The 25,318-nt window shown below is 39.5% G+C and carries 21 protein-coding genes; 13 read left to right on the forward strand and 8 right to left on the reverse strand.

Translation table 11 applies throughout. The features are described 5' to 3' along the window. Positions 1 to 51: 51 nt before the first annotated feature. The 3 genes from nth to GYM62_RS17660 are packed head-to-tail and all read left to right on the forward strand — an operon-like array spanning position 52 to position 3,719. On the forward strand, positions 52 to 723 hold the full coding sequence (gene nth / locus GYM62_RS17650; RefSeq protein ID WP_219957371.1) for an endonuclease III: 672 nt from the start codon (positions 52 to 54) through the stop codon (positions 721 to 723). Further along, a complete protein-coding gene (gene asnB / locus GYM62_RS17655; RefSeq protein ID WP_144605934.1) occupies positions 724 to 2,499 on the forward strand; it encodes an asparagine synthase (glutamine-hydrolyzing) in 1,776 nt (591 codons plus the stop codon). Continuing rightward, positions 2,496 to 3,719, forward strand: a complete 1,224-nt coding sequence (locus GYM62_RS17660; RefSeq protein WP_144605933.1) for a glycosyltransferase family 4 protein — start codon at positions 2,496 to 2,498, stop codon at positions 3,717 to 3,719. Before asnB ends, GYM62_RS17660 begins: the two co-directional genes overlap by 4 nt. On the opposite strand, the gene gldB is transcribed toward GYM62_RS17660, so the two are convergent. Further along, entirely contained in the window at positions 3,682 to 4,686 is a 1,005-nt protein-coding gene (gene gldB, locus GYM62_RS17665) for a gliding motility lipoprotein GldB (protein WP_144605932.1), read from the reverse strand. The two genes, GYM62_RS17660 and gldB, sit on opposite strands and share 38 nt — an antisense overlap. A 114-nt stretch (positions 4,687 to 4,800) precedes the next feature. Between gldB and GYM62_RS17670 the strand changes: the two genes are divergently transcribed. The 8 genes from GYM62_RS17670 (at position 4,801) to GYM62_RS17705 (ending at position 15,809) form a co-directional block, all read left to right on the forward strand. Further along, complete coding sequence (locus GYM62_RS17670; RefSeq protein ID WP_144605931.1) at positions 4,801 to 5,805, forward strand: SPASM domain-containing protein; 1,005 nt, start codon at positions 4,801 to 4,803, stop codon at positions 5,803 to 5,805. 117 nt (positions 5,806 to 5,922) lie between these two features. After that, positions 5,923 to 8,505 (forward strand): SLBB domain-containing protein, encoded by a 2,583-nt coding sequence (locus GYM62_RS17675; protein WP_219957372.1) that lies wholly within the window; start codon positions 5,923 to 5,925, stop codon positions 8,503 to 8,505. Positions 8,506 to 8,507: 2 nt separating this feature from the next. Continuing rightward, complete coding sequence (locus GYM62_RS17680; protein WP_219957373.1) at positions 8,508 to 9,575, forward strand: exopolysaccharide biosynthesis protein; 1,068 nt, start codon at positions 8,508 to 8,510, stop codon at positions 9,573 to 9,575. Between the two features lie 12 nt (positions 9,576 to 9,587). Further along, positions 9,588 to 10,877, forward strand: coding sequence for an oligosaccharide flippase family protein (locus tag GYM62_RS17685; protein ID WP_219957374.1), 1,290 nt, complete (start codon positions 9,588 to 9,590; stop codon positions 10,875 to 10,877). Beyond that, on the forward strand, positions 10,861 to 11,832 hold the full coding sequence (locus GYM62_RS17690; protein WP_219957375.1) for a glycosyltransferase family 2 protein: 972 nt from the start codon (positions 10,861 to 10,863) through the stop codon (positions 11,830 to 11,832). The genes GYM62_RS17685 and GYM62_RS17690 overlap by 17 nt, the downstream gene beginning before the upstream one ends. Then, positions 11,823 to 13,208 carry an O-antigen ligase family protein gene (locus GYM62_RS17695; RefSeq protein ID WP_219957376.1) on the forward strand — a complete coding sequence of 462 codons (1,386 nt, stop codon included), beginning with the start codon at positions 11,823 to 11,825 and terminating at the stop codon, positions 13,206 to 13,208. The genes GYM62_RS17690 and GYM62_RS17695 overlap by 10 nt, the downstream gene beginning before the upstream one ends. Continuing rightward, positions 13,205 to 14,083, forward strand: a complete 879-nt coding sequence (locus GYM62_RS17700; protein ID WP_219957377.1) for a bifunctional 2-polyprenyl-6-hydroxyphenol methylase/3-demethylubiquinol 3-O-methyltransferase UbiG — start codon at positions 13,205 to 13,207, stop codon at positions 14,081 to 14,083. Before GYM62_RS17695 ends, GYM62_RS17700 begins: the two co-directional genes overlap by 4 nt. Positions 14,084 to 15,185: 1,102 nt before the next feature. Then, the gene (locus tag GYM62_RS17705) at positions 15,186 to 15,809 is read left to right on the forward strand and encodes a hypothetical protein (protein WP_219957378.1); all 624 of its coding nucleotides are present in this window, start codon (positions 15,186 to 15,188) and stop codon (positions 15,807 to 15,809) included. On the opposite strand, the gene GYM62_RS17710 is transcribed toward GYM62_RS17705, so the two are convergent. Next, on the reverse strand, positions 15,810 to 16,736 hold the full coding sequence (locus tag GYM62_RS17710; RefSeq protein ID WP_219957379.1) for an IS1595 family transposase: 927 nt from the start codon (positions 16,734 to 16,736) through the stop codon (positions 15,810 to 15,812). A gap of 139 nt (positions 16,737 to 16,875) precedes the next feature. On the opposite strand from GYM62_RS17710, the gene GYM62_RS17715 reads away from it, so the two are divergent. Then, positions 16,876 to 17,508 carry a M57 family metalloprotease gene (locus GYM62_RS17715; protein WP_219957380.1) on the forward strand — a complete coding sequence of 211 codons (633 nt, stop codon included), beginning with the start codon at positions 16,876 to 16,878 and terminating at the stop codon, positions 17,506 to 17,508. Positions 17,509 to 17,678: 170 nt separating this feature from the next. Here the strand turns inward: GYM62_RS17715 and GYM62_RS17720 are convergent, their stop codons facing one another. The 6 genes from GYM62_RS17720 to GYM62_RS17745 all read right to left on the reverse strand — a co-directional run bounded on the left by GYM62_RS17720 (position 17,679) and on the right by GYM62_RS17745 (position 20,946). Beyond that, on the reverse strand, positions 17,679 to 18,176 hold the full coding sequence (locus tag GYM62_RS17720) for an N-acetylmuramoyl-L-alanine amidase (RefSeq protein ID WP_219957381.1): 498 nt from the start codon (positions 18,174 to 18,176) through the stop codon (positions 17,679 to 17,681). 199 nt (positions 18,177 to 18,375) lie between these two features. Continuing rightward, positions 18,376 to 18,627 (reverse strand): hypothetical protein, encoded by a 252-nt coding sequence (locus GYM62_RS17725; RefSeq protein WP_219957382.1) that lies wholly within the window; start codon positions 18,625 to 18,627, stop codon positions 18,376 to 18,378. Between the two features lie 34 nt (positions 18,628 to 18,661). Continuing rightward, positions 18,662 to 18,889, reverse strand: a complete 228-nt coding sequence (locus tag GYM62_RS17730; protein WP_219957383.1) for a hypothetical protein — start codon at positions 18,887 to 18,889, stop codon at positions 18,662 to 18,664. Next, the gene (locus GYM62_RS17735; RefSeq protein WP_219957384.1) at positions 18,865 to 19,167 is read right to left on the reverse strand and encodes a hypothetical protein; all 303 of its coding nucleotides are present in this window, start codon (positions 19,165 to 19,167) and stop codon (positions 18,865 to 18,867) included. Before GYM62_RS17735 ends, GYM62_RS17730 begins: the two co-directional genes overlap by 25 nt. Before the next feature lie 554 nt (positions 19,168 to 19,721). Beyond that, positions 19,722 to 20,162, reverse strand: a complete 441-nt coding sequence (locus tag GYM62_RS17740; protein WP_219957385.1) for a DUF5675 family protein — start codon at positions 20,160 to 20,162, stop codon at positions 19,722 to 19,724. A gap of 37 nt (positions 20,163 to 20,199) precedes the next feature. Beyond that, positions 20,200 to 20,946, reverse strand: coding sequence for a hypothetical protein (locus tag GYM62_RS17745; protein ID WP_219957386.1), 747 nt, complete (start codon positions 20,944 to 20,946; stop codon positions 20,200 to 20,202). A 557-nt stretch (positions 20,947 to 21,503) separates the two neighbouring features. On the opposite strand from GYM62_RS17745, the gene GYM62_RS17750 reads away from it, so the two are divergent. Further along, entirely contained in the window at positions 21,504 to 24,104 is a 2,601-nt protein-coding gene (locus GYM62_RS17750; protein WP_219957387.1) for a lantibiotic dehydratase, read from the forward strand. The last annotated feature ends 1,214 nt before the right edge of the window (positions 24,105 to 25,318 follow it).

Below are 25,318 nucleotides of genomic sequence, written 5' to 3' on the forward strand. Positions count from 1 at the left end.
AGTTCTTCCAATATTACCTATCTTAAGCCCTCCATACAAGTTTAGATTTCCATGCTAAAAAAAGAGCGATACGAAGCCTTTATCAATTACTTTTCGGAAAACATGCCCGTAGCAGAAACGGAGCTTCAATACGAGGATCCATTTCAGCTTTTGGTGGCAGTAGTACTATCCGCTCAATGTACTGACAAGCGTATCAATATGGTCACTCCGGCCTTATTTCGGGATTTTCCTACTCCCGCTCATTTGGCTGCATCCCATTTTGATGAGCTTTTCCCTTATATCAAATCCGTTTCTTATCCCAATAATAAAACCAAGCACCTGTTGGGTTTGGGTAAAATGCTAATGGAAGAATTTGGCGGAAAAGTGCCTGAAACTGTAGCAGAACTCACCAAGCTTCCAGGAGTGGGAAGGAAAACCGCAAATGTGATTACCTCAGTAGTTTGGAATCAACCCAACATGGCCGTAGATACGCACGTGTTTCGCGTATCAAGAAGACTCGGCCTGGTTCCTCAAACTGCAAAAACACCTCTAGAGGTAGAAAAACATTTGATCCGCCATATTCCGAAAGAACATGTTCACAAGGCTCATCATTGGTTGATTCTACATGGCAGATATACCTGTTTGGCCAGAAGACCCAAATGCGAAGAGTGTAGCATCACTCATTTTTGCAGGTATTTTGAAAAAAACCAAGGAAAATTAACCGCCGAACCAAAGAAAAAATAAATGTGTGGCATTCATCTGATTTGGGGTAAAGGAGCCAAAGAAGAATCGATTCAGGGACTTCTAAACGAAAGTAGGCACAGAGGTCCCGATCAGGAAGCCTCTTTTAGCCCTTGGCCGGGGCTTTGGCTTGGTGTTAATCGACTCAAAATTTTACATCCCGGACCTGATGCTGATCAACCTTTTTGGGCACCAGATGGGAGGTCGATGCTTATCTGGAATGGAGAAATCTACAACTATCAGGATCTGAGAAATTTACTTCAAAAAATGGGAGTAGAGTTTGTTACCCATTCAGACACTGAAGTTTTGACTCATTGGCTGAGAATTTTTGGTGCAAAAGGTCTTGAAAAATTACAGGGCATGTTTGCCTTGATTTTTGTGGATTTAAGCAACCAAACAGTCTTGGTGGCAAGAGATAAAAATGGTGAAAAACCGCTCTATTATCATCAAAATCAAGATCGCTTAATCATTTCCTCAGAAAGCAGAGGAGTAGGCAAACTCGCGAAGAGCAAGCTGGATAAAAGTCAGTTGGAATATTATTATTACATGAGAACTCCCCTTCAGGGAAAGACATTTTTCAAGGGTGTCAAAGAATGGAAACCCTCCAGATTCAGTTTAATTCGACAGCATTCCGCTTTTCGCTGGGATAATATTCCCTCTCTTCCATCAGCACAACAAGAAGTCTCGAAAAATCGTCTTCAAGAACTGCTATTAGACGCCGTTTTAAAGCAATTTCATGCTGATGTGCCTGTGGGGATGCTACTCAGTGGAGGAATAGATAGCACCTCGCTTTATTCGCTTTGGTATCAGGAAACAGGAGTTCCTTTGCATACTTTCACCATCGCTCATGAAGCTGCGTATTCTAACAAATATGGAGATGCTGAGGCGGTCAAAAAACTTGGAAAAACTCTTCCTTCGGAAAATCATTTGATCCAGGTAGATCAAACCATATTTTGGGAAAACTGGGAGGAATATCTCAGGACTTTGGATTTACCTATTGGGGATTCGGCCAGCTTTTTAACTTGGCTAATTGGTAAGGAGGCTAAAAAACACGTCAAAGTACTGGCGTCCGGAGCAGGTGCGGACGAACTCTGGGGAGGATATCAGCGGCATCAGGCTTTTGATTTCTATTGGAGAAGAAAGGATTGGCTCCTGCGTCTAAAGCCACTTCTTCTCAAACTACCTTTGAACCGAAATTGGGAAAAGTTTCTGACAGGTATAGAGGAAAACCCTAAGAGAACGTTCATGAATTTTTCCGCACTGGAAAGTCTTCAAGAAGACCTCTTTTCAGATCATGAAAGAATTTTTGATGAGCGATTATCATCTTACAAGCAAATGTTGGATTTCGATCGAAGAGTTTATCTGGTTCAGGATGTCTTAAAAATTCAGGATAGTGCCTTAATGGCGCATGGAATCGAGGGAAGGTCGCCTTACTTGGATGAAGGGGTTATTCAATTTTGGAAAGAAATTAAATCTGATGAGCTTTTATTGGGGAAAAAATGGTTGAGGCAAATTCTCAAGGATCGAGGATTAAGTTGGGTGGGCAATCGTAAAAAAACCGGATTTGGATTACCTTTATTGGAATGGTTTTCAGAGAAGGGAGAATTCCGGGAAAGGATCTTTCAGGAACTAGCGACTTTTAAAAAAGATTATCAGGATATACTTCCAAAGGTTACCAATGAACTTTTGGAAAAGCCAGAGAACCATGTCAAAAGTCATTTTTTGACTTTGTACAACTTATTTTTACTAGCTGAATGGCTGAAAATTCAAAAGCTATGAAAATCCTTTACATCCACCAGTATTTCAGAACGCCCGAAGAAGGTGGTGCAGTTAGGTCATTTCATTTGGCAAAGGGCTTGGTAGAAAAAGGATTTGAAGTTGAACTTATTACTGGTGGGAATCAGCAGCACTATGATCAAAAATGGATAGAAGGAATCAAGGTCCATTATTTACCGGTTTCCTATGATCAAAAGTTTGGCTTTTTTCAGAGGATCAAGGCATTCTGGATTTTTGTAAAGCAATGTAAAAAGCTAATTCCAAAGCTAAATCGTCCAGACTTACTTTATATTACTTCCACTCCTTTGACCACGGGTTGGATTGGGCTTTGGGCAAAGAAGAAATTAGCAATCCCCTATATTTTTGAAGTTCGTGATCTCTGGCCGGAAGCACCTGTTCAGGTTGGGGCTATCCAAAATAGATTACTTAAAAAGTACCTTTTTCGGCTTGAAGCCAAAATTTATCGAAATGCATTAAAAATAGTAGCCCTTTCACCCGGAATCGCTGCCTACATCAGACAAATCAATCCACAGTTTGACGTTCAGATCATACCAAATTTCGCAGACTTAAAGCAATTTTTTCCTCAGGAGAAAAACCAAGACCTACTTCAGAAGCATGGATTAAATCCATCTTTGACTATAGCCTATGCGGGAGCCTTGGGAAAAGTTAATGCGGTTGACGAATTGGTGGATTTGGCTAAAATCGCTCAGCAACAGGGTAAGACCTGGCAATTTTTAATCATGGGAGATGGTAGCGAAAAGCAAACGTTGGAAAAGAGCGTTGAAAAATTGAGTTTAAAACAAGTCCATTTCTTTCCCTTTGGTTCAAAAGAACAAGTCAACGAATTATTGGGAATAGCCGACTTGGCCTGGATTTCATTTGCTCACTTACCTGTATTAAAGACAAATAGTCCCAATAAGTTCTTTGATGCCTTAGGAGCTGGCAAGGGTATAATTGTCAATCACAAAGGCTGGGTATATCAATTGGTCAAAAAGCATCAGCTCGGGATTTCTTGCTTGCCAGGGAAAATGGCTAGATGTTTTGAGCAACTGGAAATACTCGAACAACACCCCCAAACCCTGAAAAGTTACCAGGAAAATAGCCGTCTTCTGGCAGAAAACTATTTCACCAAAGAGCATGCTGTAGAGAGGCTTGCTCATCTATTAGATCCAGGAAAAAACCCTCCTAAGCAGGGGGACGAGGTCTATATCCTGACTGCCTGAAAATTTGCTCCGCATCCGGATTACCCATCAATTGGTATAGGCTCACGTCCTGGTTGAATACATAATCGTCCACAATATTCCATCCCAACCATCTTCCTAATCTTCCCGGAGCTTTGGTGCTGATGGCATCTGTGAATGGAGCCTCTCCCATATATTTTCTGATTTCAAATGGGTTGGTTTCATAAAGCAGCTCATTTTCCACAAAGTGAGCCCAGATAAATTCCTCATTGGCAAAGGACTCAGAAATCTGCTCAGGAGTATACCCAATGATAAACTGGTCAGAAGTGCATGGCAAAATTGCTTTAGTAAAATGGTAAGCTTTTCCATAATAAATCATCTCTGCCAAAAGCGTCTTATCCTGAGGGTTTGTTTGATTAAATCTGGAGGAAATTGCTGTGACAATCATCGGTACGATATAAGGCCTGTCATATCGTTCTGCCATATAGCGTGCAAGTTCTGGCTGAAATGTGTGGCTGGGAGGAAGGTAATAATCCAAACCAATGACAATGATGTCCTCAGTCACCACCAAGTCTGAGTTAAAGCCCGAAACAAATGTGTAAACCTTGGGTATTTTAAATTCTGGGAAGTAGTGTTTGATGTATTTAAATGCATTTTCCAGCTGCTTTTCCACATCAGAAAAATCTGTGAAAACCTGTTGCACGGAGTCATTCAGCACCTGCATGGCTGAGTCCTGATGTATAGCTAAAAGTTCGGAAGCCAATGTATCCAAAGAGGGATATAAGTCCGCCTGTAAATAAATTTGGGTAAACTCTGGATGTTTTTCCAACAAGAAGGAGAAATCCTCTTGGGTTTTTGCTGAAAAAAATTCCTGCTCCAGCCGGGTAATAGTAAGCTCCAGCTCTTGATCTAGAATATCTTCATCAAGCTGACATGTTTCTTCTTTTTTGCCGCAGGAAAATATCAATAGAATTAAACTGCTAATAAGAATTAACCTTGAAGCCTTCATGTGATTCACTTTTGATTCGAAAATATCCTTGCAATGATAATGAATGGAAACGAATTCCTTCCCTTTTGAGTATGCATACTTGGCCTTTCCTTAAGGATTGCTTTTCTTTCTGAAGTGAAAAATCAGCTCCTAACCGCTTTTGCATTTTCCAAACAGCTTTCCTTCAGAAAGGTGAGCAATATTGCTATGTTGGGCCTTTCTTTTCAACTGAGCCGAATCCTGAAAAAACCCATTATCTGGGGTCAGCCGACTACATTAAGTATTGAACCTACTACTAGCTGTAACTTACGTTGCCCGGAATGTCCTTCGGGCTTAAGGTCTTTCAGCCGACCTACAGGAATGCTCGAAAATGGGCTTTTTGAAAAAGTAATTCTACAATCCAAAAAACATTTGACCTGGCTACATCTCTACTTTCAGGGAGAGCCATTTCTAAATCCACGCTTTTTAGAAATGGTCAGTTTTGCAAATAAAGAGGGAGTTTTCACCTCCACTTCCACTAATGCGCATTATCTGGATAAGGAAAGAGTAAAGCAGATTTTAGCCAGTGGCCTGAAGCAACTGATAGTCTCCATGGATGGAATCACTCAGGAAGTCTATCAACAATACAGAATTGGAGGAAACTTAAAAAAAGTACAGGAAGGATTAGACAATTTAATCTCTGAGAGAAAAAGGCAAGGGAAGCTTTTTCCACGAATTGTACTTCAGTTTTTGGTGACCGGACAAAATGAACATCAGATTCCTGAATTAAAAAAGTGGGCGAAAGCTCTGGAAGTCGATGAGCTCCAGCTAAAAAGCACACAAATCTATGATTTTGAAAATGGCTCCGAATTGATTCCATCTGATTTGGGCTACTCCAGGTATATCCCTGCAGGGAACGGTCGCTGGAAATTGAAAAAGAAAGTGGAAAACAAATGCTGGAGAATGTGGCAGGGAGCGGTAGTAACTTGGGATGGAAAGGTAGTTCCTTGTTGCTTTGATAAAGACGCGACCCATGTGATGGGCGATTTTCAATCTCAGGCGATCAAGGAAATCTGGAAATCAGCTAACTACCAATCTTTTAGAAAACAGTTGCTAAATGACCGAACTCAAATTGAGATTTGTAAAAACTGCACCGAATAAGACTTCTTATCTCTTTGTTTTTGGTAGCTTTTTGGAACTATTTTTGGTTAAAAACAGAAATTCACGGATTTTTAAATTGCATATTTGTTTGAAATTCACCCGGGACAGCATTTTCGCATGATTCAATTAAAAAGATTCTGGTACTTTTTCTGCCTTTTGGCAGGCATTCTTCTCAGTAACCCTGAGCCGCTTATTGCTCAGCAAAACACGGATATTTCAAGTATCAAGGTTGATGAACTTAGTGATGAACAATTACAAGAGCTTGTCAAAAGAGCCAATGAGGCTGGACTCAGTACGACTCAATTTCTTCAAATGGCTCAAATGCGGGGAATGTCTGGAGCCGAAATCGAAAAACTACGAAAAAGACTTGAGGACTTAGACCTAAGCGGAACTGCGAGTCGGAGTACAAATGCCAGCAAAAGGGAGCCTAGAAGACAAATTGATCTGAATGAAATTACTCAAGGCATCTATGAAGTACAGCCTGAAGTAGAATCAGGAAATAGTCAATTGTTCGGGAGCAATCTTTTTTATCAGAAAAACAGGAGGCTAAGCTTTGAGCCAAGCCTGAACCAAGCCACCCCTCAGAATTATGTGCTCGGTCCCGGAGATGTCATTTTTGTAGATATTTATGGACAGTCAGAGCAATATTATGAAGCCACAGTCAATCCTGATGGATTTGTAATTCTGGATAATATTGGTCCAATTTCAGTATCTGGAAAATCCATTGAAGAAGCTACTGGAATTATTAGAAACAGAGTGGGTAGATTTTACCCCAGCTTGAATGGTCCGAATCCAAAAACCTTTTTACAAGTGACCTTGGGAAATGTAAAGACCATTAAAGTTCACATTTTAGGAGAAGTTAGGTTGCCAGGAACTTTCACACTCAGTGCTTTTTCAACGGTATTCAATGCGCTTTATGCAGCTGGAGGTCCTAATGATAATGGCACCATGCGCCAAATTAAAGTGGTCAGAAACAATAAGCAGATCGCGATGGTCGATGTTTATGACTTATTGATTAATGGTACCGCCAATTTAGACTTGCAGCTACGTGATCAGGATGTGATTTTGGTCACTCCCTTTATTTCCAGAGTAAGCATCAAAGGAGAAGTAAAAAGACCATTGACTTTTGAAATAAAGGTAGGTGACACATTCCAAGATCTTTTAAACTATGCAGGGGGATTCACTGATTTGGCATTTGAAGATAGAGTAGCTATATCGAGAATCACAGAAAATCAGCGCTCTGTGTCTGATGTTTACAAGAACCAATTTGGGATGTTTATTCTCAAAGGGGGAGATGAGATTACTGTAGGAAAAATCCTGGACAGGTATTCTAATCGCGTGCAAATCAAAGGTGCGGTGTATAGGGAAGGAACTTTTGCCCTGTCTGATGGGCTGACCTTAACCCAACTGATCAAAAATGCGGAGGGACTGAGAGGCGATGCCTACACCGAGCAAGCCAGCATTTTAAGAACCAGGCCTGACCTTAGCACTGAAATGATTCAGGTGAATCTAAAAGCTGTTTTGGCGGGCTCTATTGCTGATATTCCTTTAAAAAGGGAGGATGTAGTCCGCATATCCAGTATTTACGATATCAGAAATGAACAGTATGTTCAAGTTTTGGGTGAGGTAAAAAGGCCAGGGGTTTATCCTTTCTCTTCTGACATGACCGTGGAGGAATTATTGATTTTGGCAGGAGGCTTTCAGGAGTCCGCCAATCCTAATGATATCGAAATTGCAAGGAGATTAGAGGATACTGATTTAGGAACTTTATCAGATATCATACCTGTTCAGGTCAATCCAGATTTATCTTATAGAGCTGATTCCCAAACGCTTAGCCCCTATGACCAAGTCATTGTTCGTAAGAAGGCTAGTTTTACCATGCAAAGGTTAGTGGCTGTAGAGGGGCAAGTAAACTCTCCCGGTATTTTCGCAATTCAGAGTTCCGGAGAGCGGATTTCTGACTTAGTTCGAAGAGCAGGTGGACTCAATCAATTTGCCTATTCAAAGGGAGCAACACTGATCAGAAGAACAGAGTTTTTCAATACCGAGTCGGAGCAAATTCGAAGGCAAAGAAATTTGGAAGAACTTCGCATGCAACTCATGCGCGACCCGAACAATTCAGAAGCACAGGAAGAGTTGGTTCAAAGGCTTTTTTCCAATCTTCCAAAAGGGGACAGTGCTGACCAATCAACCGTTGCCAATACGAAGAGAGAGTCCTTAGACCAAATTGCAGCTGAAACTCCCGGTTTTAATGTGAAAATAAGAGAAACAGAAGCTGTGGCGATAGATTTGGAAACCATCTTAAAAAACCCGGGATCCGAAGATGATTTGATTTTGGAGGAAGGCGATGTACTATCTGTACCAAAACTTCTGCAAACAGTGAGAATGCGTGGAGATGTAGTTTACCCTACTACACTGCGACATGAAAACGGAAGAAGCTTGAAGCATTATATCAACGGAGCTGGGGGATTTGAAAGGAGAGCCAATAGAAAACAAACCTATGTGGTCTATGCGAATGGTGCCGTGAAAAGAACCAAAGGATTTTTGGGAATAAGGAGTTATCCATCTGTGGAGCCGGGGGCAGAAGTGATTGTTCCGACCAAGGGACCGAAAATACCTTTACGATTGGGTGATGTAGTTGGAGTCACTACCGGTTTGGCTACTTTGGCTCTGGTACTTTCCCAAATCAACTGGAATTAATTATGGCTGAAAACAAGCATTTTTCTGATAACCAGTTCACTTTGAAAGAAGTCATTCAGAACCTGAGAGATTGGTTTCGGTATTTTTTATCCCAATGGAAGACATTATTGCTTGCCGGACTAATAGGTGTGGTCTTAGGTGCTTTGGTTTCAATTTTTAAGAAACCCGTATTTCATGCTGAAACCTCCTTTGTATTGGAAGAAGGAGATACAGGCAGCTTGAGTCAAATGTCCGGACTCGCTTCTCTCGTTGGTGTTAATTTAGGTTCTTTGGGAAGCACGAGCGGTCTATTCCAGGGGGACAATATCATGGAGTTGTACAAGTCTGATAGGATGCTGGGAGAAACTTTGCTAAGCCCATTTTCTGAGGAAGAGCTATTGATTGATCGCTTTGTTACTTTTGAAGAGCTGGATGAAAAATGGTCTTCAAAAGTAGATATTCCCTCTATGGACTTTTCAATCTCAAGAGAGGAGTTTAGCGTAGCACAGGACTCCGTGGTAAAAGAAGTTGCCAAATTGATCAGAGAAAAGCAGCTGGCTGTTTCCAAGCCTGATCGAAAGCTAAGCATCATACAGGTTAGTATTTCTTCCAAGGATGAGGCTTTTGCTAAGGTTTTCAATGAGACCTTGGTCAATAAAGTCAATACTTTCTATTACGAAACCAAGACAAAAAAGACAGGGGAGAATTTGGCTATTCTCCAATCTCAGGCTGACTCTGTTCGGGCAATTTTGGATGAGAGCATAGGAGCATATGCCAGTGCGCAGGATAGAGTTCCCAATGCCAACCCTTTACTTTCCACTGCTACCATAGAAAGCCGCAAAAGACAGATTGATGTACAGGCCTCGGGAGCTGTTTATCAAGAGATCGTGAAAAATCTGGAAATAGCCCGGGTTAATCACAGAAACAATTCCCCGCTGATACAGATTATCGACTCCCCAAGGTATCCATTGAAAAGAACTGAAATCCTCTTGGTGAAAGGGATTGTTTTGGGTGCAGTTATTATAGGTTTGCTGGTGCTTTTTGGCTTGTATTTCAACAGACTGTACCAAAAACATGTGCAGGAGAGCTAAAATAAAGCTGCCATGTTTGAAAAACTCACATTACTTCCGCTCAGCAATTTCATTCGCAATAAGTCCATTCAGAACTTTCTCTTCTTGGGCATTATTCAGTCTTCCAATGTGCTGATTTCCATTATTTCCATGCCCTTGCTGATTCAAAGCATAGGGGTAGACCAATTTGGACTGGTTAATTTGGCGCTTTCTGTAATTGTGATAATGAATGTTTTGGTAGTATATGGTTTTAACTTAAGTGCTCCGAGAGAAGTGGCGATTAATCAGCAAGATAAGGCAACCTTGTCGCACCTTGTCTCCAACATTTTTTCAGGCAAAATCATTTTGGCAGCCATTGCTACAATTCTGATTCTTGTAGGAGCATTTGGGTTCAACCTTTTTCAGGAATATCAACTCATTCTGGTTTTCTCCTCTTTGCTTTTATTTTCCGAAGCCACGCTGCCCCTTTGGTTTTTTCAGGGAATGGAAAAGATGAAGTTGGTCTCTATTGCCAACATATTTTCAAAGCTCCTATTTTTAATGGGAATCGTTTTGTTTATCCACAGTCCAGAGCAAAGCCATTGGGTCAATTTTATGTTAGGCCTTTTTGGATTGATTATCAACATCCTTTTAATTTTTTATATAAATAGAGTTTTAGGAATTAAAATTATTAAACCAGAATGGTCTGAAATTTTAAAAAGTTATATTCAGAATTTTCTACTTTTTTTAAGTAGCGCAACAAGTTTTATTTCAACAAATGGTGGTTTAATCATTTTGAGCTTTTTCTCTGTGGCAGAAACCTTGGGGATGTATAGTTTGGCCGAGCGTGTTGTAATGGTCCTACGATTATTCCCTGCCTTGATTATTCAGGCTATTTTTCCCAATGCTTCCAAACTATATCAAGCCGACCCTGTCCGATTTTACAAGTTCCTCAAAAACGTATATCTCCGAGTTTTACTGGCTGGAATATTTATATCCGCAGGAACCCATTTTGCTGCGCCTTGGATCATTCAGGTTCTGTCACGAAGTGATTTGCAAGAGTCAGTAATGTATCTGAAAATATTGGCGGCGGTTCCCTTTTTAGCCTGCTTAAATGTGGGAAATGTAACGCTGCTGTTGGTTGCAGACTTGAAAGAATTACTCTTCAAGGCTAGCTGGATGATGTGCGTGTATATGATTATTGTATCCGCTATTTTAACCTATTACTTTGGAGGAATAGGTTTATGTTTCGGGATTATTTCCACCGAAATCATCGTGTTTTTGATTTGTCTGGTTTTGTTATACCGCCACGAAAAAAATCTCGTACATGGTTTTTACTCCTGATCCATCGGTTGCTATTATCCTAGTCAATTGGAATGGGTTAGATTTTACCCGGAATTGTCTGGATTCATTACTGAAATTAGACTTCCTGGACTTTAAAATTATTCTGGTAGACAATGATTCCCAAAAGCCTGAAGGACTAGTCCTGAAAAATGAATTTCCAGATATTTTACTAATTGAAAATGAGGAAAACCTGGGCTTTTCAGGAGGCAACAATGTTGGAATCAGAAAGGCATTGGAAATGGGTTTTTCCCATTTATTATTACTCAATAATGACACGCTGGTAGAGCCTGATTTTTTGGGAAAAATGGTGCTTGAAATGCAGCAAAAAGCTTCATTGGGAGTCGTGCAACCCATGATCTGTTTTTTGGATGATAGAGAAAAAATATGGTCTGCAGGCGGAAAATGGATTGAAGGACTGGGTCGGGCAAAAACGCTGGGAGACCGAAAAAATTTAAAAAAATATAGAGTTACCAGTTCTAATTTAGATTGGGCAACTGGTTGCTGCATGTTGATTTCCAGAGAGGCTGTTTTAGCAACAGGCTTATTGAACGAGCAATATTTCGCTTATTTTGAGGATGTAGAATGGTCTTTGAGAATCCGAAAGGAAGGTTTTGAAATCGGTCTCGTTCCAGATGCCAAAATTTACCACGAAGCGGGGGCTTCTTCTAAAAAGAAACACTCAGAAGGAACCCTCAATGCACGGGTATTCTATTTTCACGTGCGCAATCAATTTTTCCTTTTGAGAGGATTAGCTCAAGATGAATCCTCCAAGGGTTTCAAACCTTTAGAGGCTTATATGAGAACCCTTGGAGGCTTCGCCTATCATATGGGTAGGTTCACTTTATGGATGGTCTATTTTCTGCTTAGGGGACGTTTTCGAAAGCTCAGAGCAGTGGCCAAAGGCATTAGAGATGGGTTTTCAACACCACTTAGCCCAGCACCCCAATGGCCTTAATAGTATTTCTACTCATCACTTTGGCTGTCAGCGCAGGCTTTCTTTGGACTTTGGAAAAAATGATTTTTCAAGGTAAATGGAGCTATTTTATCTATTTCTTAGCCGCTTTTCTTCCTATTTATATCACTAGTCTTAGCGTAGTTTATTTAGCTACAGAATCTTCGGCTGTAGTAGGATTTTTTCAAATCTTGAAGGAGCTCATTATTCTTATAGCATTAGCCGTATTTCTTCTGTACAATAAGAAAATTGGCTCATATCCCTTCCGTTTGGTTGCCACAGATTGGTTTTTTCTGGCCTTTTTGGCTTTGGCTTTTATTTACCTTTTGTTACCCATAGGAGAAGCTTCCTTTTTAAACAAGGCTTTGTATTTTAAAAGCATGTTGATTCCTGGCTTGATTTATTTTCTGGGAAGAAACAGCTCTTTTCAGGATTGGGAAATAGGACGCATTTTCAAAATTATCTTTTTTGTGGCTATCGGGGCCTTTTTGGTCAATTTAGTAGAGTATTTTCTATTGAATGCCCATCTACAGCAATTTACTGGATATGCCCTTTTTAATTTATACATCAACGACATTGAGCCAACAGGGAATTACGGGTTGACTTGGACTTTTGAAACCACCAATGCCATGAAGCGCCTGGCGAGCTTTTTCTCTGATCCTTTGGAAATGGCGAGCTCTGTTTTGATGGGGTTTGCTGCGGGACTGATTTGGTTTCTGACCAGCAGACGAGAATACAGCTGGCTTTACTTATTGGTCATGGCTTGTTCTCTGGGAAGCTTGGTGTTCTCTGCCTCCAGAGCTGCCTTTGCCGCTTTTTTTGTAATGATTTTTTTCATTGCCTTGGTATTTAAGCTTTACAAATTAATTGGAGCTGGATTTTTGGCTCTAGTTGCATTTGCAATTTACGTGGTCTTTTTCGCCTCAGAAGACTTTTACTTCTTTGTACTGGACACTCTGACTTTTGAAAATACATCCAGCATAGGACACGTGGTTGAATGGCTTTTGGCCTTGGATTCGATGATAGCCAACCCAATGGGAATAGGTTTAGCGATGAGTGGGAATTTCGGAAGTGTGGAAGATGATCTTCGGGTGGGTGGAGAAAATCAATTTCTTATTTTTGGGGCACAATTGGGATGGATAGGAATGGTTCTGTATATCGCTACACTTTTTAGCGGGATTAGGACAGCACTTAAAGTTTTTAATTTTACAGATAATACTTACAACGCCAGAATTGCTTTTGTAGGAGGAATTGTTAAGGTTGGGTTGCTTTTGCCACTATTCACTGCAAATGTTGAAATTTACACTTATATATCTTGGGTAACTTGGTGGATGATAGGTTTGAGTGTTAGGGAGTATTCTAAAATAAAATATAAATGATTTTACATAGAGAGTGTCCACTTTGTGGGTCAAAGATTTTAAAAGGGTTTGCAATAGATACTTTAAGAAAAGGTCCTCATATTTCTCGGGTGAAGTGTGTGAATTGTAATTTAGTTTTTGCAAATCCTATGGCAGATGAAAAGGAATTAGAATCCTACTATAATAATTATTATGAAAAGGAACATTATGAAGCTGTTAATTACAAGCAATTAATTTCTGAACATTTTATTAGAATTTCTACTCTAAATGAGGAGTCTATCAGGAAAGAAGCAGTGTTTCTTAAATTGTTGGGGGGGGGGACTAGATTTTTAGACGTAGGTTGTGGTTTAGGGCTTGGTCTTGCCTATGCTAATCAAATGAATTGCGAATTATTTGCAACTGAATTTGATAGTGGTGCATTAGAGTTTGTTAAATCGCATTTTCCAGTTAAGACGTTTCAAGGAGATATTTGGCAAGCGAATTATCCTGATTCGTTTTTCGATTTTATTCATATTTCCCATGTTATAGAGCATGTCCTGGATCCAATCGCATATATTCAAGAAATGAAGCGAATTCTTAAACCTGGCGGGCACTTAGCTATTGGAACTCCTAACTTTTCAAGCAACCTGTATAAGATGCATCGTTGGATTAAGCTGCTTAAACTGGAAGTACCTGATATCATAGATGGAGTTGAACACACTTTTCTTTTCCCAAAAGAGTTGCTTCAAAAAATTTGTGAAGAACAGGGTTTTAATGTAGTTCAACATTTCACTCAAAACTACGGCGAAAAGCTGAGTAATTTGGTCAAGTATAAAATGTCACTGAAGAAAAAGTTAAATAGACTGGTTCAAAATATGTTTCAAGTCAATCAATGGATTGTTTGCGAGAAAAATTAATATGAATTCCTCCAATGACTAAAATAGTCATTTTAGTTTTTAGTAACTTTTTAAGGTGTTTCCACATTTTAAAATCTTAATAAAACCTAAAATTTATTAAGCCCTATTTGCTTAAACAACTTCTGGATTTTTTGAAGTTTTTGTAAAAGAGCCTACGAAATAGAGTAATTCAAGGTCCAGATTTATATCAGGACAGCAATTGGTGAGATGACTTATAAAGTTTTAGATTTTTAAAGATATGTGCCCAACCAATGAAGTCGATCATTATCTAATATGTCTTTTATAGGAAGACCCTAGCTTTGTTATTCACAATTTCTATAAATAATTTTTCCCCAAAGCCTGCTTATTCTTATTGAAGGTTGCTAGGATGACACCTTACATCACTCCCTAAGCAGCAACCCATCAGTATTTATGATAACCAAATAGCGGGAAGGCTGTACATTTTCAGACTATTCATTAAATAGGCAAGTATAACAATTGTGTACAGACGTAATAACCGAAAAAGAGACAACCCTGAGATAGCATCATCAGTTAACTTTTTGGGAAAAACTTTTAAGCTTTACCGTCGTCCGACTACATATTGACTGATACAGATCTCCGCCGGTTATAAAGTGAAATTTTTATGATCTCTGCCAAGAATAAACACATAAGATTTTCGATAGGGAGAAATTAAAGGAACTATACAAGAACTGGCTTTAGCCATCAATGTGATGATAAAAGTCTAGATCAATTATTACAGTAATTTTCATAAATGGCAACAGCAACAGTGGGAATATGGCTTTGACAGAAAAAGAAGGTGATGAGGTGGAAGATGATGAAGAAACGAAGGATTGAGAAATTGAAAGCAATCAAGTGTTTTAAAACTGGCCTTCGAAGAAACCTTAATCTATTGGTAAATCCGCATATGCTACAATTAATCAAATGCAAGAGCAAGAGAGCAGACTTTGCAAGCTTTCGACTTTACGGAAGGACTATCATCTACTTTGATATAGGGGATTAGGTGTGAAACTCACTTTCTCTACTCAAAAAAAATAGGAAAACTTAAAATGATTTTTGTTTTTATTAAATCTTTTCTAAATTGATTTACCTAAACTTATTTTATATGAAAAATTTATTTAAAAATTTTATAGGGGTAACTATTTTGGCCTCTGTTATTTTATTTGGTTGTCAAACAGAAATTGATGAACCAAAAGCTTTAAATGAAAATGAGATTTTTATTGAAAAGATTGAAAATCCAGATCCAAGGTTAATTAGCTACATGGAGTATTTTGGGTTGAAAGGGAAGTCAATTGAAAAATTCAATAATGATTTTCTTGTCGATGGAGATTTATTAATCACTAATCAAGATCTTAGTATTTTCACTGAAAAAAAACGAGATAATGAAGGAAAGAAAGGTTTAACTTCAGAAAATCAACAGTACCGTTTTCAAAATATTGTTAGTTATACTCCGAATGTTATAAGAAGAATAAAATATAAGTTTGCCTCTTCTGTGCCAATTTCAGGGGACGGTGGCCAATGGAGAACAGCAACCACAGCAGCATTTAATGAATGGAATTCAATAAGAAACTCAAGTCTTTATTTTGAGCCTACAACAGGGGTTGCAGATATTGAAATTTCGGGTTTTTTTTCCTCCGGATCTGGTATAGCAGCTGCGCAAGGGCCTAATGGATTAGGAAATCCAGGAAGTCAAATTTATATAAATACATATTATAATTATCTTTTATGACTATTCGTAATGTTGCACGTATGGATAGACCGCCGCGATAATCAGCCTGTCAAATAATTTTTCTCCAAAGTATCTTCTGTTGAGCTTGTAAGCAAATTCATCCAAGTAGTTTTGCAGATATTTTTCTGAAACCATGTGATATATCCCGAGGAGATTTTTCTTCAGGTTACTTATTGCTGTGTGTACCCAATTGAGTGTTCCATTTGTTGAATCCTTGGAAGATTTCACTTTGATGTGCTCCTCTACCATTTTTTCCAGATCGACATACGCGGTGTTTTTGTCGGTAAATAAAACCGAGGACGAATCCACGGTGGTTTCCACAAACTGTTTCACCGAATCACTGGTCACATCCTTAAGTATTTTCATTTTGAAAAAGCCACAATGGCTTCCTTTCTTACCGGAATCAGGATCTTCCAAAGGAGTGGATTCGCAAGCTACTGCAACAATCGCCTGTTTCTGACTACCCTTTCCTCGCTTTAGCTGTTCCTGAACCCTTTTACGGGTTGCCTTTTCCACATAGGCCTCGTCGTATTCAACCATCCCCTTGAGCAAATAAAGACCATCCCGTTTGCCCATGACTACTCTAATCTTATGCATCAGACTGAAAGCTGTTTGGTATCGTTTAAGTCCAAGCTGTCTTTGGAACTCCAGGCAAGAAAAGCCTTTCTTGGTAGCTGACATCAACAGAAACGCAGTAAACCAGGTATGAAGCGACAGGTTGCTGGCCTCCATCACCGTTCCGGCTTTTAAAGAAGTTCTCCTTCGACAAACACTACATTCGAAGAACTTCCTGCCCGAAAACCAATAGTGCTTAGGGAATCCCTTACAGGTTTTGCAGTAAATCCCTGCTTTTTGACGAAAGTCTTTCAGAAAGATCTCACAACTTTCCTCATTTGGAAAGTGATGGATAAAATCTATGATATTCATGGGCTTGTGTATTTTTCCACAAGTACCGCTTATCTTCATGACTACGGAAACTAATGTCACTAGCTGTCTAAGAATATTTGGCTACGTGCATGATTCCGAACAGTCATATTATCTTTCTTTGGATTGGAAAATTCAAACAATGGCGCACGAGATTGGCCACACTGTTGGATTTCATCATACTGATTATAATACACCAGGAGCAAACCCAAACAACACGGTTGGAATTTTGATAGCAGGAACATGGACAAGTGATCCTAATTCAATTATGAATCATCAACTGACTAAAGGTTGGACTGGTTTCCCTTATTTAGATCAGTTGTCAATAAGAACATTATATCCATTGGATTTAAGTGAAAAACCATTTTATGCTTATCAAAAAGTAGCAACTGGAGGGTTCAATTGGACGCCTAACTGGAATTTATACGGATTTGGAAGTCAAGGCTTCGCCTATTGGGGTTTTAATGGCTATGTATTTACTTCATCAAAACCAAATACTGTACCACTTTATAAATACCGAAATACGATTACCCATGTAGATTACATGACTACTAACCCAAATTTATCTAATGAATTCCCTAGTTATGCAAACCAAGGCCTATTAGCTTATGTTTATTCTGGCCCTGCAAGTGATAGAGTTCCTGTTTACGAATATTATCATCCTGATAAAGGATTTCATTTTACAACAATTTTAAACGATGGTGTTGTATCTTCTGGCGGATGGACTGGCGGGGGAATTGCCTTCTATGTTCTTAAAGTTGATCAGTTTAATTAATTTCTAATTTTCAAAGCTCATAATGCTTGATCACCTCCTTATAATCAAGGAGGTGATTTTTTATAAATATTTTGGATTCACTCAAAGATTCTAACTTTTAAAATTACTTTTCCTCTTTACCAATCACATGTTTTTTGAGAGATGAAGCCCTCGTAACTCCGGAAACAACTTTAAACCTCATTCCCCCTCTTCATAATCCATTGATATTCTAAGATCGCTTCAAAGGAGGGGCATTCTTTGATTCGTTCCCAAGGTTCTATGATTCCATTGCCGTTTTTGTCAGGCGAAAAGTCCCTGTGTCCTAAAATCTTGATGGCTGAGATGTCCTGAAACTGCCTGGCCCATTCCAAGGATTGAAAAATACAGGTTAGAATACCCGCTTGTTGTTCCACCGTACGTGTATCCATAGCCAAATGAATATTGTCAGGATGCACTCCACCCACATAACAAATATGAATGGCGTGCTGATTGTACCCCCTGACTCCATTACTGACTTGGTCTAATTGTAGCAATTGATGAATTAAGCCATCCACTTCAACCAAAAAATGATAGCCTGGAACCTTCCATTTTAGTGTCTCCTTCCAAAATCTTTCGATTCCCGCTCTGCCTGCAAATCCCGCAGAACAATGGATTACAATGTGTTTGATATATCGGGTTTTTGAGATCATGTGATTTTGTATTTGTATGATTGAGTAATTGAGTAACTGAGTATTTGAGTAATTGAATGGTCTGCTTTCTCGTCTCTCGCCTCTCGCCTCTCGCTTCTAGTCTCTCGCATCTCGTCTCTCGCATCTCGCATCTCGCTTCTCAACCCTCTCATCTGTTGTTTCAAAAAAAGCCGGGCAGGAAACCCGCCCAGCTTGATGATCAATAAGTCAAGGATGCATCCTCTTCTTCCAGCTGATTTTCATCCACTGTCAGTTGAGTGATGGTCACCAGGATAGTTCCTGCCGTTACAGCATGCCCTGCCCATAGCAGTAAAGCCGCCGGAACAGAACCTGGAGCTGTCAAAACCGCCGTACCTACAGCAGCTACTACCAACCCGATTCTTTTCAGTTTTTTAAAGAAGGGAGGTGTGGGGGCCAAAGCCCTTTGTTTGATTTCTGAAAATATTCCCATGTAATTATTATTTGTATTGTTTAATTATCTGTGCTTAAGAAAGTCGAGCTTTCCGCATCAGCTGCTTTTTGAGCAAAAGCAACACCTCGGAGATTCTGTCAATCTCAGCTCTCAGGCTTTCTTGCCTGGCTTTGATTTCCAGAAAATCCTCTTGCAGTTTTCTAAAGTCCTGAAACAGAAACTTGAGAAAATAAGCGATCACCGATAAGAGGATAGAAATGATCGCCCCAGTCAGGGTTAGGAGTAAGAAGGTATCTGACATGCCTGATAGGAATAGGGTATGGCCTTGGATTCTATCTGCAATTGGAGGATCTCTCCTCTTCCCCAATATTCTCCCAGCTCATCCAATAATTTTTGAAAAGCCAGTTTGGTGAACAATGGAGTGCCATCTGCTCGGTAACAGCTTACCGGACAGAGTTCGAAATTCCCCGGCAACTGATCAGCCGCCTTGGATAAAATCAAGCCCTTATCCCCTACCCGAATTTGCCAGCCGCTTGCTTCACTGTGAATGGGTTCCAGTTCATAGATTCCCTCCTCCATGCAGGAAAACTTGGACCCAAAGCAATTCTTAGGCGCTTCCCTGATAAAGCATAGCTGTCGCTGACCCAGGAAAAGCCTCCCCAGGCTGCCCCGGGGAGTATACCTTCGCTTCAGCAGCAGTCTCATCGCAACGAGACATTTACTCTTGAAGACCCTATGAAACTGGATTCCCTAGGTGAACAAAGACCCACTGGTCTATTCCAAAAGAGAATCAGATACTTTTTATCATTACCTATATGGATTATTTGAGCCATCAATAAGTTATTTATGATAAACAAAGGCTTACCATCTCAATTTCAGTCAGTATGAATGAACTTTAGATGGAATATTCTGTGACTATTCATTCACTTTGATGTGTTTGCCCGAAGACCAAATAATTATTCAGTTATAGGACTAAAAGGCAAAAATTCCATCATGTTCATTAAATGACCAGTTTGAGATTGTAGGGTACAGTATTCATACTCATCAGCTTTCTACTCTTTCTCAGTGAGAAGGAATTAAAGTGATGATGGAAAGGAGGAGCATGCAAACTCCTCCCAATTTTACCCAAGTAATCAGTCCATCCAAGCAATTTCACAACAGGCCAGATTCAGGGCCTTTTCCGGTGAGCTTCTTATTTCCAGTCGAAGACTATCCCGAAACCAATTGACTTGTGCAAAAGCTCTCATTAGATTACCGAAAGCTTTTGTGGAAGATGTCCCGGTGCCTTCAGACCTAATCTTATGGACTGGTAGAATTATTTGGGGAAATTCAATCCCAATCAAACCCTGAGGACAAAGGACACCTACAAAGTCTCCTTTTTGATGTTTCTTCAAGGAAAGAAAGGGCATCTGGTCTTCCTTCAAAATCAGGTAAGAACCTTCCGGAAGACAAGACTCTTTTGGGTTTCCTGAGATTCTTGGTTTTTCCAGCGTATGGCAGATTAGTTTATCATTGACGAATAAACTACCATGAGTACTGGTTGGCCAATATTCTCTTTCCAGAATGATTTTCATCAGACTCTAATTTTTCATTCAAGTCAAAGGAAACAAATCAGGATACTACCAAAATTGTAGCTGGATTCTGGGTCAAATCGTAGAGATCATATTTTGATCCGTTTTCCAATACCTGTAAATATTCCAATGCCATTGCAAAGAAATGATGAGTATCAGGAATTGAAGGTTTTGGAAGGGTTAATGCCAACTCTTCTTGTTCATTCATGGAAATAGGAATTTCACCTGAATTCACAGATTCCTCAGAGTAGGTTCCATCAACAAAGTTGATACTGGCCCGAATCAGAGAGATTCTGTAATGAGTTGTATTAACCACAGAACGGAGATAGGTAGCCGGCACCATTGCTTGAATAGTTACAGTAACCGAGTCAGGTTCATCCGAAATTTGTGGCTGTTTGAACAGAGTATTTTCAATTGTTGATTGATTGGAAAACTGGAAGCCTTTCATCAGCTGGATATTTCCCAACTCAAATCTTCTTTCCCCCCTGTTACTCAAGGTATCTGAATAGATCACTTTGGTAGCAATGGAATAGAGCCTATTGTGCAAGGACCCATCACTGGATTTGAGAGCAATGCCTCGAAATGCATCTTTTAAGAATTTAGCAGCATTGGCTGCTCTTGAAAATTCCTGGAGATTTTCACGGGTACGTCTGAACTTGGGATCTTTCAAGATCCGATCCTTAGAAACACCGCCTTTTTGCCGGGCTTTAAAACCGGTCCTCCCTTTATAAAAGGTTATATCACCGATGGTCCCTTCGAGTTTTAGAAAACTTGATTGTCTTGCCATAGCATGTTTATTTTAGTGTGAAACATGCCCAAAACTGAGATCAAGTATCTGAAAATCAAATTGAAAGTGGATTCTAGAGAATCTATATAAGGAGTGGATCTAGTGGAATTTAAGGAAATAAAATACTCTGTGGACTTGACAGTAATTCAAGCATGAATTGTAAGTCAGCTTTGCCGTAACTCTCCTGTAGCTTTCCTATTACTTTGAGGCAAGACTGTTGGGAGTAGGTGTTAGGCAATAGGACAATTAATATTGGAGTGTCGGGGTATTAGGGAATGAGGCTAGTTAGAAGGATAGTTATCAAACAAAATACAGGATTGGATATCATGGTGGAATAGTAATGTCAAAAGGTAAAATGAGATAATTAAAAGGATTTCAAGGCCGTCTAGATTTTCTCAAACATTCAAATGGATGAGCACAATTGAATTTTCTCAAGGGAATTCTGACTCTTTGAACTTGCGCCATAGGGGTATATAAGCTGTTTGTCTTGGTTGAAATGATGTCTGTTGAAATATTTTGAAAAGCGAGAAACCCTGTATTAGAATGGGGTTTAAAAAATGAGATTTTTATTCAGAGCTCCGCTTTTTGATTTGGACCCAAGATCCATAAAAGAAATAAGTGCCCATTGGCCTCAGGTAGTAAAAGCCATCAAAAATTCTTCGGAAAGTTTTTACCAAGAAATTAAGTCAGTTTCATTTCCTGAGTTGTCCGAAAGGAAACAACGAAAAGTCATTAAGTATTTGCTGAGAGGTAGGTTCAGGTCTACTCCTTTTGGATATTGGGCAGGTGTAGGGGTTGGTGAATTTGGAGATGATAAAAAAAATGAGTTGGATCTAACCGAAATACTCCTTTTGAACAAGATTGATTTCACTTCCAATTCGACGGAAAAACATGAACACTTTTATGTAGGACTTGAGGGATTCAAAAATTTTGGAAGAAATCAATATTTAAGTTTTTTAAACCGCGAAGAGCGTTGGGCTTTCGTGAGTATTCCTTCCAATCCTCTTACCCAGAAGCTAGAGAAAATTCTTTCTCAGGACAATAAAATCTCCTACTCAAAATTTAAGGATTGGTACTCCCAATGGCCAGAACAAGAAATTGAAGAACTTTGGACTCAACTGGTGGAAATGGGTATCATTCAAAAAACCTTTCAAAGGAGAGAAATGGGAGTAGTTCCCAAGCAAAAAATTGATCTTGTTTTCAAAGAAAAAATAGCTTTGGGAAAAGATAGTTTTCAGTGGGTTCAAGATTTTTGGGCAACTGCGGGAAATTTATTTACTGAGACAAAAAGCAGCTATATTCAATCATTTCATTTTTGGTTTCAGGAGCATTTTGACGACAGGTTTGTACCCTTACCCATTTTATTGAATTATCCGGATTTTGTTTACGGTAATTTTTTAAATCAAGTCTTATTAAACAGTGCGGACCCTTCAGGATATTTGAATTATTCCGGTTTGGACTTTCAAAATCCTGTTGATTTAAAAAGCAGATTAACAAACAAACCTGTTTCAGATGCAATTTACGATCTCAACTTCCTTATTAGAAAATGTAATCGAGGCAGGCTTTTGGTTGAAAACCTAGTTTGTAACAAGCCATTCAGCTATTTTGGAAGGTTCAATCGCTATGGCCCAATATTGAATTATCAAAAGGAAATAAGAGACACTGTTTTCCGGAATCAAGACATTATTTACGCAGAACTAAAAATTGTGGAATCCGGCAATGTCCAAGGAATCTGTCAGACAGCCCCATTATTCCAACATTACATTAGTCCAATGAAGGAATCTGGCCCCTGGGCAATTTCACTTTGTGATTTAGAACTGGGAATTAGGGAAGGTAACATCTTGATTTATCAACTAAGCACCGGAAAAAGGATTGTACCTGTTGTCACCCACCCATTAAATGGAAGAGAAATCTCCCATCCTTTAATCAAGTTGATCTGGGAACTAAATCAAGGACAGTCCTATAGGTTAGGGATCTATGAGTTTCAATCCAAGTCTTTTATTCCACAAAGCCCTCAATTTCAATGGGGTAATCTGATTTTACAGTGCAGAAAATGGAAAGTTTACGAAGAATGGTTTTCAGTCAGAAAAGATCTTGAACAGTGGCTCATCAGAAACCAAATTCCATGTCCGATAAAAATTGGAATTTTTGACAGAGAGTTACTTATCAATTGGGAGAAAAACGAAGAGTTCCAGATTTTTTGGGAAGAGCTGAGAAAAAAGAATAAACTCACTCTTTCAGATCCTATTTGGCTGGAAGACAACAGTTATATTTCAAAGGAATCTGCCCGCACTATCTACCCTGAATTTGCCATTAATTTCAGCAGAGAAAAAAAGGAATGGAGCTGGGAGGGTTTTATCAATTCTATTTCATCCGAGGATAAAGAGTCCTTGTATTATTTAATCAAAATTCATGAAGAGGATTTATGGGATTTCTTGGTTTATTATTTCTCCAGGGAATTAATCGAATATGTTTCAGTACAGAAAATCGTTTGGTATTTTTTAGTCTATCCTGAGTCTGGCTGCATTCAGGTCAGAATTCGGTTTTTAAGAGTCAATTCCCAGCAGAAAAAAGAATTATTCTGGTTGGGTTATGGGAAAGTCAGGAATCCCTTTTATTCCATTGAGTTGAGACCATATTATCCCGAAATCAAAAAATACGGGGCTGAAACTTATAAAATATCTGAAGAGCTATTCCATTTAGAATCACAATTGTTGATTGAAGCGATTAAATTTTACCGGGATGAAGAGCTTCGAAATCGTTTTTTTCAAGCAATCAGCTTAAAATTATGGAGCAAATTGATTCAAAAGACATTTTCCAAGGAAGGAGCATTTAGATTTCTTCAATTAAAAGTCAAGTCTATTCCCTATGAGCAAAAAAAAGATTTACTCCAATATTCCATGGATTTGGATTTTATGGGTTCCTTTCTGGATTTAGGATGGGAGAAAAACTATGAATCCCTTTTCCTAAACCTGCTAAATCTAAAGAAAGAAGAGGAAGAGAGGTTCAGGATTGTAGGAAATCACATTCATATGATGGCTAATAGGTTTTTTGGAGAAGAGCGTCAATCTATGGAGTTCCGGATATACATTGAATTGCATAAGTTGATCAGAAAGGAATTATTTAAAAGAGTCAAAGGGACAAAGGGAAGATCATGACCTCCCCCAGCCCGTCCTGGAGGAGGGGAGTGAACCAGAACCTGTAAACTAATTTTAGGGCGAGTCAAGCTGAGAAAATCCCCCTTATCCCCTTTTAAGGGGGAATTGATCCTTCTCAGATTTAAGGCATTGAGATCAGAAATTTAATCTCTTCAAAGTCTGAAAGGCTTAAGCTCTTCAATTGCCATGCCAGAGGCGCACAGGCCGGAGTAAGGAGGCGGAGGAATGGAGCTTTCAATTCAGCATTTAAATCGGCCGTCCCTATGGGACTTCGTCAACAATTCAACACCTTATCTGAATTCCAGAGATTGAAATCTCTGGCTTGGAAATATTTCGTCGCTATGCGACTTATAACTCCTTCGAACTGAAACCTATTTCAAAGCTCCGTAGGAGCGTAAAATGTCATAGCCCCGCCTGAGGACAGGCAGGGGTTTCAACCCCTGGTACGAAAAAACGCAACCCTCCCCCAGCGCTGGCCCTTTTACCCTGTTTGAAAGCGAAATCTCAATGCCAGCAAGAAAGGAAGAGAAATACATTAGAAATAAAAGAAATACGCCTGCGGCGAAATATTCCTAAACTTGAGGTTATCGATAAGATATTTTTTAAGATAAGAGAAGATATGCCTTCGGCGAGATATTTATCCCGTAGGGATTTCAGCTCGGTGGCAAAAAAATGACCACAAACTCTTCACCATGCCGTAGGTATGGCACTACATAGAAATACGGTAGAAATAAATAGAAATACGCCTGCGGCGAAATAATCAAAATATACCTAAAAGATAATTTTTAAGATATGCCTTCGGCGAGATAATCTATCAATCGAACTCGGATCAAAAGCTCCGAAGGAGCGGAGATTTCTTAGCCCCGCCACGGCGGGCAGGCGTGGGTTTCAACCCCTGGAACGAAAGACAAAATCGACCCCCAGCGCTGGCCCTTAATCTCCAATTGGAAACAAAATCTCAATGCCAGCAAGACGACGACTAAATCCAAATTGGATCAATTATTCTCTTTGTTCTTTTTTAGGCAAAAAAGAACCAAAAAGCCTTGTCGTGGCAAAGCTTCCCCCCTTATGCCAGCCCACGCCCCGCTGCCACGACCTCCCACCGCGCCCTTACGAATATTGGTATTGCGTGATTCCTAAAAAATATCCGCATTTTGGGTTTCGACCTCCCCCAGCCCCTCCTGGAGGAGGGGAGCAGGACAAGGGCTTGTAAA

It is taken from the genome of Algoriphagus sp. NBT04N3 (assembly GCF_019443765.1).
Taxonomy (GTDB): Bacteria; Bacteroidota; Bacteroidia; order Cytophagales; family Cyclobacteriaceae; genus Algoriphagus; species Algoriphagus ornithinivorans.

Coding starts and splice junctions, on each gene's coding strand:
- asnB (WP_144605934.1), top strand. CDS start 724: ATGTGTGGCATTCATCTGATTTGGGGTAAAGGAGCCAAAGAAGAATCG.
- GYM62_RS17680 (WP_219957373.1), top strand. CDS start 8,508: ATGGCTGAAAACAAGCATTTTTCTGATAACCAGTTCACTTTGAAAGAA.
- nth (WP_219957371.1), top strand. CDS start 52: ATGCTAAAAAAAGAGCGATACGAAGCCTTTATCAATTACTTTTCGGAA.
- GYM62_RS17745 (WP_219957386.1), bottom strand. CDS start 20,946: ATGGCAAGACAATCAAGTTTTCTAAAACTCGAAGGGACCATCGGTGAT.
- GYM62_RS17690 (WP_219957375.1), top strand. CDS start 10,861: ATGGTTTTTACTCCTGATCCATCGGTTGCTATTATCCTAGTCAATTGG.
- GYM62_RS17700 (WP_219957377.1), top strand. CDS start 13,205: ATGATTTTACATAGAGAGTGTCCACTTTGTGGGTCAAAGATTTTAAAA.
- gldB (WP_144605932.1), bottom strand. CDS start 4,686: ATGAAGGCTTCAAGGTTAATTCTTATTAGCAGTTTAATTCTATTGATA.
- GYM62_RS17730 (WP_219957383.1), bottom strand. CDS start 18,889: ATGTCAGATACCTTCTTACTCCTAACCCTGACTGGGGCGATCATTTCT.
- GYM62_RS17720 (WP_219957381.1), bottom strand. CDS start 18,176: ATGATCTCAAAAACCCGATATATCAAACACATTGTAATCCATTGTTCT.
- GYM62_RS17740 (WP_219957385.1), bottom strand. CDS start 20,162: ATGAAAATCATTCTGGAAAGAGAATATTGGCCAACCAGTACTCATGGT.
- GYM62_RS17675 (WP_219957372.1), top strand. CDS start 5,923: ATGATTCAATTAAAAAGATTCTGGTACTTTTTCTGCCTTTTGGCAGGC.
- GYM62_RS17710 (WP_219957379.1), bottom strand. CDS start 16,736: ATGAATATCATAGATTTTATCCATCACTTTCCAAATGAGGAAAGTTGT.
- GYM62_RS17725 (WP_219957382.1), bottom strand. CDS start 18,627: ATGGGAATATTTTCAGAAATCAAACAAAGGGCTTTGGCCCCCACACCT.
- GYM62_RS17705 (WP_219957378.1), top strand. CDS start 15,186: ATGAAAAATTTATTTAAAAATTTTATAGGGGTAACTATTTTGGCCTCT.
- GYM62_RS17715 (WP_219957380.1), top strand. CDS start 16,876: ATGGCGCACGAGATTGGCCACACTGTTGGATTTCATCATACTGATTAT.
- GYM62_RS17685 (WP_219957374.1), top strand. CDS start 9,588: ATGTTTGAAAAACTCACATTACTTCCGCTCAGCAATTTCATTCGCAAT.
- GYM62_RS17735 (WP_219957384.1), bottom strand. CDS start 19,167: ATGGAGGAGGGAATCTATGAACTGGAACCCATTCACAGTGAAGCAAGC.
- GYM62_RS17695 (WP_219957376.1), top strand. CDS start 11,823: ATGGCCTTAATAGTATTTCTACTCATCACTTTGGCTGTCAGCGCAGGC.
- GYM62_RS17660 (WP_144605933.1), top strand. CDS start 2,496: ATGAAAATCCTTTACATCCACCAGTATTTCAGAACGCCCGAAGAAGGT.
- GYM62_RS17750 (WP_219957387.1), top strand. CDS start 21,504: ATGAGATTTTTATTCAGAGCTCCGCTTTTTGATTTGGACCCAAGATCC.